Below are 14,966 nucleotides of genomic sequence, written 5' to 3' on the forward strand. Positions count from 1 at the left end.
GACTGGACGAACGGATGAGGTTGGCGATGTCAGAGCAGGACAAGCTCCTCGAGTACCTCAAGCGCGTGACGGCCGACCTGCATCAGACCAGGCAGCGGCTGCAGGCGGCGGAGGCGGCCGAGCAGGAGCCGATCGCCATCATCTCCCTGGCCTGCCGGTACCCGGGCGGGGTCGCCTCGCCCGAGGACCTGTGGGACCTCGTCGCGACCGGAACCGACGCGATGTCGGGCTTCCCGGAGGACCGCGGCTGGGACGTCGAGCGCATGTACGGCGAGGAAGGCACCCGCGCGGTCGAGGGCGGCTTCGTCCCCGGCGCGGCCCGGTTCGACCCCGGCCTGTTCGGCATCTCCCCGCGTGAGGCGCTGGCCATGGACCCCCAGCAGCGCCTCCTGCTGGAGACGTCCTGGGAACTCCTGGAGCGCGGCCGCCTCGACCCGTTTTCGTTGCGGGGCAGCCGAACCGGCGTGTTCATCGGCGCCAACGCGTCCGGGTACAGCAGCACGCTGCAGTCGGCCGCGGGCTCGGAGGGCTACCTGCTGACCGGCGAGGCGCCGAGCGTCATGTCGGGCCGGCTGTCCTACACCTTCGGGCTGGAAGGCCCGTCGGTCACCGTGGACACTGCGTGTTCGTCGTCGCTGGTCGCGCTGCACTGGGCGTGCCAGGCGCTGCGGCAGGACGAATGCGGCCTCGCGCTCGCCGGTGGTGTCACGGTGATGGTGAGCCCGCTGGCGTTCGCGGAGTTCAGCCGCCAGCGCGGTCTCGCGTCGGACGGCCGTTGCAAGTCCTTCGCCGACGCCGCCGACGGCACGGGCTGGGGCGAAGGCGTCGGCATGATCCTGCTCGAGAAGCTGTCCGACGCCCGCCGCAACGGGCACCGGATCCTCGGCGTCATCCGCGGTTCCGCGGTGAACTCCGACGGCGCTTCCAACGGCCTCACGGCACCCAATGGCCCGTCACAGCAACGAGTCATCCGCCAAGCGCTGGCCAACGCCGGTCTGTCCACATCGGACGTCGACGCCGTCGAGGCCCACGGCACCGGAACCGCGCTGGGCGACCCGATCGAGGCGCAGGCCCTGCTGGCCACGTACGGCCAGGACCGTCCGGCCGACCGTCCGTTGTGGCTCGGTGCGCTGAAGTCCAACATCGGGCACACGCAGTCGGCGTCGGGTATCGCCGGTGTCATCAAGATGGTCATGGCGTTGCGGCACGAGGTGCTGCCCCGGACGCTGCACGTCGACGCGCCTTCGTCCGAAGTGGACTGGTCCGCGGGCGCGGTGGAGCTGCTCACCGAGCCCCGCCCGTGGCCGGCCGGGGATGCTCCCCGTCGAGCCGGCGTGTCGGCGTTCGGTGTGAGCGGGACGAACGTCCACGTCATCGTCGAGGAAGCCCCCGCGGCGGAGGCTCCGGAGCCGGCCGCCCCGTCAGCCGGGCTACTGCCGTGGGTGCTCTCCGGCGCGAGCGACGCGGCTTTGCGGGAGCAGGCCCAGCGCTTGCTCGCGGCGGATCCCGACCCGGTCGACGGCGGCTACTCCCTCGCGGTCACCCGCGCCGCCCTCGCCCGCCGCGCGGTGGTGCTCGGCGCCGATCGCGAGGAACTGCGGTCCGGTCTGGAGCGCATCGAGGACGCCATCACCGGCACCGCCGACCCGGATGCTCTGCTGGCGGTGCTGTTCACCGGCCAGGGTGCCCAGCGGGTCGGCATGGGCCAGGGCCTCTACGCCCGCTTCCCGGTCTACGCCGAGGCTTTCGACGCGGTCCTCGCTCACTTCGATCCCGCACTCCGCGCCGCCTTCGACGACGCTGAGCTGCTCGATCGCACGGAGTTCACCCAGCCGGCGTTGTTCGCCGTCGAGGTGGCCCTGTTCCGGCTCGTGGAATCGTTCGGCATCCGCCCGGACTTCGTGGCTGGCCACTCGATCGGCGAGATCTCGGCAGCACATGTGGCCGGCGTCCTGACCCTCGCCGACGCCTGTCGCCTGGTCTCGGCCCGTGCCTCCCTGATGCAGGCCCTCCCCGCCGGTGGCGCGATGGTCTCGATCGCCGCCCCCGAGTCGGAGATCACCCTGACCGAGGGCGTCTCGATCGCCGCGGTCAACACCCCGGATTCGGTCGTCATCTCCGGCGAGGAGTCCGCGGTCCTGGCGATTGCCGCGCAGTTCCCGAAAACCAAGCGCCTCACGGTGAGTCACGCGTTCCACTCGCCGTTGATGGACCCGATGCTGGAGGAGTTCCGCGCGGTCGCCGAGTCCCTCACGTACCACCCGGCGGCGATTCCGGTGATCTCGAATGTGAGCGGTGCTCTCGCGGAGCCGTTCACCGCGGATTACTGGGTTCGTCATGTCCGCGAGGCGGTCCGTTTCGCCGATGGCGTCGCCACCCTCGAGTCCGAGGGCGCCCGAATCTTCCTGGAGCTGGGCCCGGACGGTGTCCTCAGCGCGATGGTCGAGGGAACCGCGATCAGTGCTCTGCGACGAGAGCGGGATGACGAGAGAGCACTGCTCACAGCGTTGAGCACTGTTCACGTCCACGGCGTGGACGTCGACTGGGCCGCGTTCTTCCCTGGCGGCCGCCGCGTCGACCTGCCGTGCTACGCCTTCCAGCGCGAACGCTTCTGGCCCCGGGGCGGCGTGGCCCACGGTGACGCGGGATCGCTCGGCCTGGGCGGACTGGACCACCCGCTGCTCGGCGCCGCGGTCAGCCTGGCGGGTCACGACGGCGTCGTCTTCACCGGACGGCTGTCGCTGGAAGCCCAGCCGTGGCTCGCCGGGCACGCCCTCGGCGGGGCGGTGCTCGTCCCGGGGACCGCGCTGCTGGAGCTGGCCGTCCGGGCCGGCGACCAGGTCGGCTGCGACCTCGTCGACGAGCTGACCCTCGAAGCCCCGCTCGTCCTGCCCGAGCGCGGCGGCGTCGCGATCCAGGTGTTCGTCGGCCCGGCCGACGGCGCCGGCCGCCGCGAACTCACCCTGCACTCGCGTCCGGACGACGGCGCCACCCCCGGCCAGGACACCGACACCTGGACCCGGCACGCCGGCGGCCTCCTGGCCACCGGCGCCCCGCCGGCCGCGGAGCTGACGGAGTGGCCGCCGCCGGGAGCCGAGCGCGTCCCGACCGACGGCCTCTACGACGGTCTCGCCGGCCTCGGCTTCACCTACGGCCCGGCGTTCCACGGCCTGCGGACGGTCTGGCGCCGCGGCGAAGACACGTTCGCCGAGGTCACCCTGCCCGAGGAGTACCAGCCCGACGCGGCCGCCTTCGGCCTGCACCCGGCGTTGCTGGACGCGGCCCTGCACCCGCTCGGCCTCGCCGGCCCGGACGCCACGGCCGCGGCGCAACCGGGCGCCACCGGCGGCATGCCGTTCTCGTGGAGCGGCGTCGCCCTGCACGCATCGGGCGCCACGGCGTTGCGCGTCCGCCTGTCCCCGGCCGGCGACAACGCGGTCGCGGTCACGGTCCACGACCAGTCCGGCGGCCCCGTCGCGACGGTCGATTCCCTGGTCCTGCGCCCGATTTCCGGCGCAGCTGCCCCGCCGGCCCAGAGCGGCTCCCTGTTCCGTCTGGATCGGACCGTCGTCGCCGCGGGCCCCGCGCTCGACGCGGTCGCGCTGGGTCCCGACACCTTCGGCCTCACCGAAGTGTCCGATGTGGACACGGACGCATCCCTCGTCTTCGCCGCCGTCACCACCACGACCTCCGTCCAAGCCGCCACCCACCGCGCGCTGGCGCTGGTCCAGGACTGGCTCGCCGCCGACCGGCCCGGACGCCTCGTGGTCGTCACCCGCGGTGCCGACACCGACCCCGCCGCGGCCGCCGTCCAGGGGCTCGTGCGGTCCGCCCAGTCCGAGCACCCGGGCCGCTTCCAGCTCCTCGACCTCGACGGCTCACCCCGGCCCGACCTCACCACGCTGCCCGCCACCGAACCGCAACTCGCTGTCCGCGAAGGCAAGTTCACCGCACCTCGCCTGGTTCGCGCCCACAGCGGCGCCCTCGCCATCCCAGGGGAGTCGTGGCGGCTCACCACCACCGGCGGCACCCTCGACGGCCTCACCCTCACCCCGGAACCCGAACGGGAACTCGGCCGAGGCGAGGTCCGGGTCGCCGTCCGCGCCGCCGGGATCAACTTCCGCGACGTCCTGATCGCGCTCGGCATGTACCCCGACCCGGCCGCCGTCCTCGGCTCCGAAGCCGCCGGCGTGGTCACCGAAGTCGCCCCCGACGTCACCGGGCTCGCTCCCGGCGACCGCGTCATGGGCCTGTTCACCGGCGCCTTCGGCCCCACCGCGGTCACCGACGCGCGGCTGCTCGTCCCCGTCCCGGCCGGCTGGACCTTCGCCGAAGCCGCCTCCGTGCCGGTCGCGTTCGTCACCGCCTACTACGCCCTGTTCGACCTCGGCGGGCTCGAAGCGGGCCAGTCCGTGCTCGTCCACGCCGCGGCCGGCGGCGTCGGCATGGCCGCGGTCCAGCTCGCCCGCACGAAGAACGCCGAAGTGTTCGCCACCGCGAGCCCGGCCAAGCACGACGCCGTCCGCGCGCTCGGCGTCACGAACATCGCCTCCTCACGCGATCTCGAGTTCTCGCACCGGTTCCTGGCCGCCACCGAAGGCCGCGGCGTCGACGTCGTCCTCAACTCGCTCACCGGGTCCTTTGTGGACGCATCCTTCGACCTGCTCCCGCGCGGCGGCCGGTTCCTCGAGATGGGCAAGACCGACCTGCGCGACCCGGCCGCCCGCGACGGCGTCGCCTACCGCCCGTTCGACCTCGGCGACCCGGGCCCGGACCGCATCCAGGAAATCCTCCGGGATCTGCTGGCACTGTTCGGAAACCGGCAGCTGACGCCGTTGCCGGTCAAGGCGTGGGACGTCGTCCGCGCGCCGGACGCGTTCCGGTTCATCAGCCAGGCCAAGCACGTCGGCAAGAACGTCCTGACCGTCCCCGCCGCCCCGGACCCGGACGGGACCGTGCTCGTCACCGGCGGCACCGGCACCCTCGGCGGCCTGCTGGCCCGCCACCTCGTGACCACCCACGGCGTCCGGCACCTGCTGCTGACCAGCCGCCGCGGCGCCGCCGCCCCGGGCGCGGCCGAACTGGTCGCCGAGCTCACCGCGCTCGGCGCCGACGTGCGCGTCGAGAGCTGCGACGTCACCGACCGCGCCGCCCTCGCCGTACTCCTCGACTCGGTTTCCCTGACCGGGATCGTGCACACCGCAGGCGTTCTCGACGACGGCGTCGTCGAATCCCTCACCCCCGGACGGCTCGACGCGGTCGTCGGGCCCAAGGTCGACGCCGCGCTCAACCTGCACGAGCTGACCCGCGACCGCGACCTCGCGTGGTTCGCCCTGTACTCCTCGCTGGCCGGCGTCGCCGGTGCGGCGGGCCAGGGCAACTACGCCGCCGCCAACGCCGCCCTCGACGCGCTCGCCGCCCAGCGCCGCGAGCAGGGCCTGCCCGGCGTCTCGCTCGCCTGGGGCCAGTGGGCCGAAGCCAGCGGCATGACCGGCACCCTCGACGACGAAGACCTGTCCCGGATCGCCCGGTCGGGTATCGGCGCCCTCGGCACCGAGGAGGCCCTCGCCCTGTTCGACGCGGCCCAGGTCGCCGGCGCCGGCAGCGTCGTCCCCGTCCGCGTCGACCTCGCCGCGCTGCGGGCCCAGGCCGAGCACCTGCCGACGTTGTGGCACAGCCTGGTCCGCGTCCGCACGCGCCGCGCGGCCGGGCCCGTGCCGGGTGTCGAAGGGCTGGCCGCGAAGCTCGCGGGGCTCAGCGCGGACGACGTCCGCCGGTTCCTGCTCGACCTCGTCCGGACGCACGTCGCCGCCGTGCTCGGGCACGACGGTGCCGAGGCCGTCGAGCCGGCGAAGGCGTTCAAGGACCTCGGGTTCGACTCGCTGACCGCCGTCGAGCTGCGCAACCGGCTCACCGCGGTGACCGGCCTCCGGCTCCCGGCCACGATCACCTTCGACCACCCGAACCCCCAGGCACTCGCCGCGCTGCTGCAGGCCGAACTCGCCGGCGACGCGACACCGGGCACCCCGGCGGTCGTCACGACGGTCGTCGACGACGACCCGATCGCGATCGTCGCGATGAGCTGCCGCTACCCGGGCGAAGTGACGTCCCCGGAGGAGCTGTGGCAGCTGGTCGAGACCGGGCGCGACGCGCTCACGGCCCTGCCCGCCGACCGCGGCTGGAACCTCGCCGCGCTGGACGCCGCCGAGGGCGGGTTCGTCCACGACGCGGGCGGGTTCGACGCGGAGTTCTTCGGCATCTCGCCGCACGAGGCGCTGGCCATGGACCCGCAACAGCGGCTCCTGCTCGAAATCTCGTGGGAAGCCTTGGAGCGGGCCGGAATCGACCCGCGATCGCTGCGCGGCAGCAGCACCGGCGTGTTCGTCGGCGCGGCGCACCAGGCCTACGGCAGCGGCGTCGCCGAGGTGGCCGCCGGCGTCGAAGGCCACCTGCTGACCGGCAACGCGACCAGCGTGATCTCCGGCCGCGTCTCCTACACCTTCGGCTTCGAAGGCCCCGCCGTCTCGGTCGACACCGCGTGCTCGTCGTCGCTGGTCGCCCTGCACTGGGCGGTCCAGGCGCTGCGCCGCGGCGAGTGCGACCTCGCGCTCGCGGGCGGCGTCGCCGTGATGGCGCAGCCGGGCATGTTCGTCGAGTTCGACCGCCAGGGCGGGCTGTCCTCGGACAGCCGCTGCAAGGCGTTCGCCGAATCCGCCGACGGCACCGGCTGGGGCGAAGGCGCGGGCCTGGTGCTGCTGGAGCGCCTGTCCGACGCCCGCCGCAACGGCCACGAAATCCTCGCCGTGGTACGGGGTTCCGCGGTGAACTCCGACGGCGCGTCCAACGGCCTGACCGCCCCGAACGGCCCCTCGCAGCAACGGGTCATCCGCGCCGCGCTGGCCGGAGCCGGGCTGGCACCGTCCGAAGTGGACATGGTGGAAGCGCACGGCACCGGCACCACCCTCGGCGACCCGATCGAGGCGCAGGCCCTGCTGGCCACCTACGGGCAGGATCGCGAAGAGCCGCTGTGGCTGGGCTCCCTCAAGTCGAACATCGGGCACACGCAGGCCGCCGCCGGTGTGGCGGGCGTGATCAAGGTCGTCATGGCGTTGCGGAACGGCGTCCTGCCGCAGACCCTGCACGTCGACGCGCCGTCGTCGCGCATCGACTGGGAGTCCGGCGCGGTCGAGCTGCTCACCGGAGGACGGCGCTGGCCCGAGAACGGTCACCCGCGCCGCGCCGGGATCTCGTCGTTCGGCATCTCGGGCACCAACGCCCACACGATCATCGAGCAGGCGCCGGAGGTCGTCGTCGCCGAGCCGGAGCGCCCGGAGCCCGGAGTGGTCCCGTGGCTGCTTTCCGCCCGTGACGCGGACGCGCTCGCCGCGCAGGCCGACCGCCTCCGCACGCACGTCGAGGCGCGGCCGTCGCTGTCCCCGGTCGACATCGGTCACTCGCTGGCCCGCTCCCGCGCTGCCCTGGACCACCGGATGGTCGTCCTCGGTGAGGACCGCGCGGAACTCCTGGCTGCCCTGGACACCCCGGTGGCCACGGGGATCGCCCGGCCGGACCGCCGGCTGGCGGCGCTGTTCACCGGCCAGGGCGCGCAACGAGTCGGCATGGGCCAGGGCCTCTACGCCCGTTTCCCGGTCTACGCCGAAGCTTTCGACGCCGTCCTCGCCCACTTCGACCCCGCCCTCCGCGCCGCCCTCACCGACACCGAACTCCTCAACCGCACCGAGTTCACCCAGCCCGCGTTGTTCGCCGTCGAGGTCGCGCTCTTCCGCCTGGTGGAATCGTTCGGCGTCCGCCCGGATTTCGTGGCGGGCCACTCGATCGGCGAGATCTCCGCCGCGCACGTTGCCGGTGTTCTCTCCCTGGAGGACGCCTGTCGCCTGGTCTCGGCCCGCGCGTCGCTGATGCAGGCCCTTCCCGCCGGCGGCGCGATGGTCTCCATCGCCGCCCCGGAATCCGACATCGTCCTGACCGAAGGCGTGTCCATCGCCGCGGTGAACGGCCCCGAGTCGGTGGTCATCTCCGGCGACGAGTCCGCGGTCCTGGACATCGCCGCGGAGTTCGCCGCGCGGGGTGTCAAGACCAAGCGCCTCTCGGTGAGTCACGCGTTCCACTCACCGCTCATGGACCCGATGCTGGCGGACTTCCGCGCGGTCGCCGAGACGTTGAACTACCGCTCCGCGACGATACCGGTGATCTCGAATGTGAGCGGTGCTCTCGCCGAGCCGTTCACCGCGGACTACTGGGTGCGGCACGTCCGCGAGGCCGTCCGGTTCGCCGATGGCATCTCGACGCTGCAGGCGGCCGGTGCCGACGTGTTCCTGGAGCTGGGCCCGGACGGCGTGCTCAGCGCCGTGGTCCCCGGCATCGCCATTCCCACGCTCCGACGCGACCGCGATGAAGAGAGAGCGCTGCTCACGGCGTTGAGCACTGCTCACGTCCATGGCGTCGACGTCGACTGGGCGCCGTTCTTCCCCGGCGGCCGCCGGGTCGACCTGCCCACCTACGCGTTCCGGCACCGGCGGTACTGGCTCGCGAGCGAGCAGCAGCCCGGCGTGGCGCCCGGCGGCGACTCCGGCTTCTGGGACGTCGTCGCGAGCGGCAAGCTGGCCACCGAACTGGAACTGGACGACGACGTCGCGGCGGCGGTGACCCCGGCCCTGTCGGCCTGGTACCGGCGGCGGCACCAGGAGTCCACTGTGGACTCGTGGCGGTACGGGGTCGCCTGGCGCCCGGTGACCCAGGACGTGCCGGCGTCGGCCGGGCACTGGTTGCTGGTCGTGCCCGAGTCGGGGGAGACCGGCGTCGTGGGCGGCGTCGCGCAGACGATCATCGAACGCGGCGGGCGCGTCACCCCGGTGCGGATCGACCCGCTGACGCCCCGCGAGGAGTTCGGCGAACGAGTGGCGGAAACCCTCGACGGCTCCGAAGTGGACGGAGTGCTTTCGCTGCTGGCACTGGCCGACGGCGGCCGCGGTGTCGCGGCGGGCACGGCCACGCTGCTGCAGCTCGGCCTCGGCGGCCGGCTGTGGTGCCTGACCCGGGGCGCGGTCGCGGCCGTACGGGCCGACCGCGTCGAAGCGCCGGTCCAGGCCCAGGTCTGGGGCCTCGGCCGGACGGCGGCGATGGAGTACCCCCAGCGCTGGGGCGGCCTGATCGACCTGCCGGCCGAGCTGGACGACCGCGGCCGCGAGCGGCTCGCCGCCGTGCTCGCCGGCACCGAGGACGAGGTCGCGCTGCGCCCGTCCGGGGTCTTCGCGCGGCGGCTGGAACGCCGTGCCGCGACCTCGGGCGAGATCTGGCAGCCGCGGGGAACCGTGCTGGTCACCGGCGGCACGGGCGCGCTCGGCGCCCAGGTCGCCCGGCGGCTGGCGACCGGCGGTGCCGAGCGGCTGGTGCTGCTCAGCCGTCGCGGACCGGCCGCGCCCGGCGCCGCGGAACTGGCAAGCGAGCTGACCGCCCTCGGCTGCGAGGTCGAGATCGTGGCCTGCGACGCCGCCGACCGCGACGCACTGGCCGCCGTGCTCCCCGACGACCTCCGCGCGGTGGTGCACACCGCGGGCGTCCTCGACGACGGCGTCATCGAATCCCTTACGCCGGAACGGTTCGACGCCGTCCTGCGCGCCAAGGCGACCGCCGCGGAGAACCTGGCCGCGCTCACCGGAAACCTCGACGCCTTCGTCCTCTTCTCCTCCATGGCCGGCGCGTTCGGCGCGGCGGGCCAGGGCAGCTACGCCGCGGCCAACGCGCACCTCGACGCGCTCGCGCAGCAACGGCGTGCGGCGGGCCGGCCCGCGGTCTCGATCGCGTGGGGCCCGTGGGCCGGTGACGGGATGGCCGCCGGGGACGCCGAAGCGCGCCGCCGGCTGCGTGCCGCGGGCGTCGGCGCCCTGGAACCCGGCCTCGCCCTCGACGCGCTCGCCGTCGAAGCCGCCGGTGACGCGCCGGTGACAGTCGTGGCCGATCTCGACTGGGACGTCTACCTCCCGGGGTTGCGGGCCGTCCGGCCCCGGCCGCTGTTCACCGGGTTCGCCGAGACCACCGCGACCGTCGAACCGGCGGCCGCGAAACCGGAGGGCCTCCTCGCCGGACTGTCCGAAGAGGACGGCAGCCGGAAGGTCCTCGACCTGACCCGCACGCACGTCGCGGCCGTTCTGGGCTACCCCGACGCCGCCGCGGTCGACGCCGAACGCGCGTTCTCCGAAAGCGGCTTCACCTCGCTGACCGCCGTCGAACTGCGCAACCGCCTCGACGCGGCGACCGGGCTGAGCCTGCCCGCGACCCTCGTCTTCGACCACCCGACGCCGGTCGCGCTCGCCCGGCACCTGCACCGCGAGCTGCTCGGCCGGCTGCCGGAACCGATCGAGGCCGGCCCGGCGCGCGCCGGCACCGACGAGCCGATCGCGCTCGTCGCCATGGGCTGCCGCTTCCCCGGCTCGGTGGCCACTCCGGAAGACCTCTGGCGGCTCGTCGCCGGCGGCGTCGACGCGATGACCGGCCTGCCCGAAGACCGCGGCTGGGACCTCGGCGCGCTCTACGACCCGGAACACGGCAAGAGCGGCCACAGCTACGTCCGCGACGGCGGTTTCCTCGACGCGGCCGGGGAGTTCGACGCGGCCTTCTTCGGGATCTCGCCGCGCGAAGCCCTCGCCATGGACCCGCAGCAGCGCCTGCTGCTCGAGATCACGTGGGAGGTCTTCGAACGCGCCGGCATCGACCCGCATTCGGTGCGGGGCAGCCGGACCGGCGTGTTCGCCGGCACCAACGGCCAGGACTACGCCGGCTTGCTCGGCGCGGCGGGCGAGGAGGTCGGCGGGTTCATCGGCACCGGCAACGCGGCCGCGGTCGTGTCCGGCCGGCTGGCCTACGCGTTCGGCCTGGAGGGCCCCGCCCTCACGGTCGACACCGCGTGCTCGTCCTCGCTGGTCGCCATCCACCTCGCCGCCCAGGCGCTGCGCCGCGGCGAATGCGACCTGGCGCTGGCGGGCGGCGCGACGGTGATGTCGACCCCGGCCACCTTCGTCGAGTTCAGCCGCCAGCGCGGCCTCGCTTCGGACGGCCGCTGCAAGGCGTTCGCCGAAGCGGCCGACGGTACGGGCTGGGGCGAAGGCGCCGGGCTGGTGCTGCTGGAGCGGCTGTCCGACGCCCGCCGGAACGGCCACCAGGTCCTGGCGATCGTCCGCGGCTCGGCGGTCAACTCCGACGGCGCCTCCAACGGTCTCACCGCACCCAACGGCCCGTCGCAGCAACGCGTCATCCGCGCCGCGCTCGCCGACGCCGGTCTGTCCACTTCGGACGTGGACGCCGTCGAGGCGCACGGCACCGGCACCACCCTCGGTGACCCGATCGAGGCCCAGGCGTTGCTCGCGACCTACGGCCAGGAGCGCGAAACGCCGTTGTGGCTGGGTTCGGTGAAGTCCAACATCGGCCACACCCAGGCCGCCGCGGGCATCGCCGGGATCATCAAGATGGTGCTGGCCATGCGCCACGGCGTGCTCCCGCAGACGCTGCACGTCGACGCGCCGTCGTCGCACGTGGACTGGACGGCCGGCGCCGTCGAGCTGCTCACCGAGCCGACGCCGTGGCCCGAGACCGGCCACGCCCGCCGCTCCGCGGTGTCGGCGTTCGGCGTCAGCGGGACGAACGCCCACGTGGTCCTCGAAGCCGGGGAACCCGAGCCCGCCACCACCGTCGAGAGTGGACTCACGCTCTGGCCGCTGTCCGCGCGGGACGAGCACGCCCTCCAGGACCAGGCCCGCCGTCTTCGCGCGGCGGTCGCCGACGGCGTTCCCGCGGCGGAGGTCGGCCGCACCCTGGCGACCGGTCGCGCCGCTCTCGAACACCGGGCCGTCGTGCTCGGTGACGGCACCGGCGAACTCCTCGCCGGGCTGGCGGACCTCGACAACGGCGTCCGCGGCACCGCCGGCCCCGGCCGGCTCGCCGTGCTGTTCACCGGCCAGGGTGCGCAGCGCGCCGGGATGGGCCGCGAGCTGTACGACCGGTTCCCGGTGTACGCCGACGCGTTCGACGCCGTGTGCGCCGAGTTCGACGGCCTGCTCGACGCGTCCTTGCGCGAGATCGTCTTCGACGGCGGCGACCGGCTCGACCGGACCGGCTACACGCAGCCCGCGCTGTTCGCCGTCGAGGTCGCGCTCCACCGGCTCGTGACGGCGTGGGGCGTGCGCCCGGACTTCGTCGCCGGGCACTCGATCGGCGAGCTGGTCGCGGCGCACGTCGCCGGAGTGCTTTCGCTCGAAGACGCCTGCCGGCTGGTGGCCGCGCGAGCGTCGCTGATGCAGGCGCTGCCGTCCGGCGGGGCGATGGTCTCCATCGCCGCGCCGGAGCCGGCCATCACCCTGACCGACGGGGTCTCGATCGCGGCGGTCAACGGCCCCGAGTCGGTGGTGATCTCCGGCGAGGAGGCCGCGGTCCTGGACATCGCCGCGGAGTTCGCCGCGCAGGGCGTCAAGACCAAGCGGCTCAACACGAGCCACGCCTTCCACTCGCCGTTGATGGACCCGATGCTCGAGGACTTCCGCGCCGTCGCCGAACGGCTCACCTACCACCCCGCGGTGATACCGGTGATCTCGAATGTGAGCGGTGCTCTCGCCGAGCCGTTCACCGCGGACTACTGGGTGCGGCACGTCCGCGAGGCCGTCCGGTTCGCCGACGGCATCTCGACGCTGCAGGCCGCCGGTGCCGACGTGTTCCTGGAGCTGGGCCCGGACGCCGTGCTCAGCGCCATGGTCGGCCGCCCGGCGGCGGTCCCGGCGCTGCGGCGTGACCGCGGCGAAGAGAGAGCACTGCTCACGGCGTTGAGCACTGTTCACGTCCATGGCGTGGACGTCGACTGGGCCGCGTTCTACCCGCCGGCCCGCACGGCGGACCTGCCCACCTACCCCTTCCAGCGGCAGCGCTTCTGGCCCGAACCCGCCCCCGCGGCGCCCGTGTCCGAAGCGGACGCCGAGTTCTGGCGGGCCGTCGAAGGCGAAGACCTGGAGTCGCTCGGCGAACTGCTCGGCCTCGACGGCGACCAGCGCGAGGCCGTCGGCTCCGCGCTCCCGGCGTTGTCCGGCTGGCGGCGGGAGTCCCGGGTGGACTCCCCGGCCGACGCGTGGCGCTACCGCGTCGTCTGGCGCAAACTGCGCGAAACCGCGGCCGCGGTCTCCGGCGACTGGCTGTTCGTCCTCCCGGAAACCCTCGACGACGCCGGCGCCGTGACCGCGGTGGCGGGTGCCTTCGCGACGTCGGGGGCGCGGCCCCTGGTCGTCCGGGTCCCCGAAGACGCCGATCGCATCACCGTCGCCAAGCTGGTCGAGGCCAAGCTGGCGGAAGAGGGCGCCACCCCGGCCGGTGCGCTGTCGCTGCTGGCCTTCGCGGCCGGCACCCCGGGCTCGGCCGTGGCGGGCGGGCTCCCGCAGACCCTCGCGCTGGTGCAGGGCCTCGGCGACGCGGGCGTCACCGCGCCGCTGTGGTGCGCCACCCGCGGCGCGATCGCCACGCAGGACAGCGAACCCGTCGCGGACCCCGCCCAGGCCCAGTTCTGGGGCTTCGGCCGGACGGTCGCGATGGAGCACCCGAACCGCTGGGGCGGCCTGGTCGACCTGCCGGACACCCTCGGCCCCGAGGACGGCGAGCGGCTGTGCGCGGTGCTCGCGGCCGGCGGCGAGGACGAAGTCGCCGTGCGGCCCGCCGGGGTCTTCGCCCGCCGGCTCGTCCGCGACACCAGCAGCGGTCCACAGTGGACACCGAGGGGCACCGTGCTCGTCACCGGCGGCACCGGGGCGCTCGGCGGGCACGTCGCCGGCTGGCTCCTCGGCCACGGCGCCGAGCACGTCGTCCTCGCGAGCCGCCGCGGCGGTGCGGCGCCGGACGAGCGCACGACGGTCGTCGCCTGCGACATCGCCGACCGGGACGCGGTCGCGGCCCTGCTGGCCGAACACCCGGTGTCGGCGGTGGTGCACGCGGCGGGCGTCCTCGACGACGGCGTCGTCGACACCCTCACCGGCGACCGGTTCGCCGATGTCCTGCACGCCAAGGTGACCGGCGCTCGCGTCCTCGACGAGCTGACCGGCGACCTCGACGCCTTCGTGCTGTTCTCCTCGCTCGCCGGCGCGGCCGGCGCCGCCGGGCAGGCGAACTACGCGGCCGCCAACGCCGAACTGGACGCGCTCGCCCACCGCCGTCGCGCGATGGGCCGCCCGGCCGCCTCGATCGCGTGGGGCCCGTGGGCGGGCGACGGCATGGCCGCCGAAAACGCCGACCGCATGCGGCGCGCCGGGGTCACCCCGCTGCCGCCGGCGGATGCCGCGGCCGCGCTCGGCCGGGTCACGCGTTCCCAGGTCGTCGCCGACATCGACTGGGACACCTACCTGCCCGGCCAGGCACGCCCGCTGTACGCGGAACTGGCGCCGGCGGCCCCGGTCGCCGAAGTCCACACCGGACTCGCCGACCGCCTGACCGGGCTGTCCCCGGCCGACGCCGGTGAACTCGTGCTCGACGTCGTCCGCGAGCACGTGGCGGCGGTGCTCGGCCACGGCCGGGCGGCGGACGTCGCGCCGGACCGGGCGTTCAGCGAAACCGGCTTCACGTCGCTGACCGCCGTGGAACTGCGCAACCGCCTCGACCGCGTCACCGGGCTGAGCCTGCCGGCGACGCTCATCTTCGACTACCCGTCGCCGTCTTCACTGGCCCGGCACCTCACCGCGGAACTGGCGGGCGACGAGCCCGCGCCGCGCGGGGTCGACGGGCTGCTCGACGAGCTCGGCCGGCTCGGCGCGAGCCTGGGCGAAGCCGAGCGGGCCCGGGTCGCCGAGCAGCTGCGGCTGCTCACGGCCGGCTGGGCGGGCGAACCCGCCGCCCCGAGCCTCGACACCGCCAGCGACGAGGAGATGTTCGACCTCCTCGGCAAAGAGTTCGGCATCTCCTGATCCGGCCCGCTACTGCATGGA

General features: G+C 74.3%; 1 protein-coding gene. It reads left to right on the forward strand.

The window, feature by feature from the left end; genetic code table 11:
- The first annotated feature begins 26 nt into the window (after window positions 1-26).
- The gene (locus ACLJQM_RS28520) at window positions 27-14,945 is read left to right on the forward strand and encodes a type I polyketide synthase (RefSeq protein ID WP_410633432.1); all 14,919 of its coding nucleotides are present in this window, start codon (window positions 27-29) and stop codon (window positions 14,943-14,945) included.
- Window positions 14,946-14,966 lie beyond the last annotated feature (21 nt).

The organism is Amycolatopsis sp. cmx-4-83, from assembly GCF_046548815.1.
Lineage (GTDB): Bacteria > Actinomycetota > Actinomycetes > Mycobacteriales > Pseudonocardiaceae > Amycolatopsis > Amycolatopsis pretoriensis_A.

Excerpts from the sequence above, each read along its gene's own strand:
- ACLJQM_RS28520 (WP_410633432.1), top strand. The coding sequence starts at position 27 with ATGTCAGAGCAGGACAAGCTCCTCGAGTACCTCAAGCGCGTGACGGCC.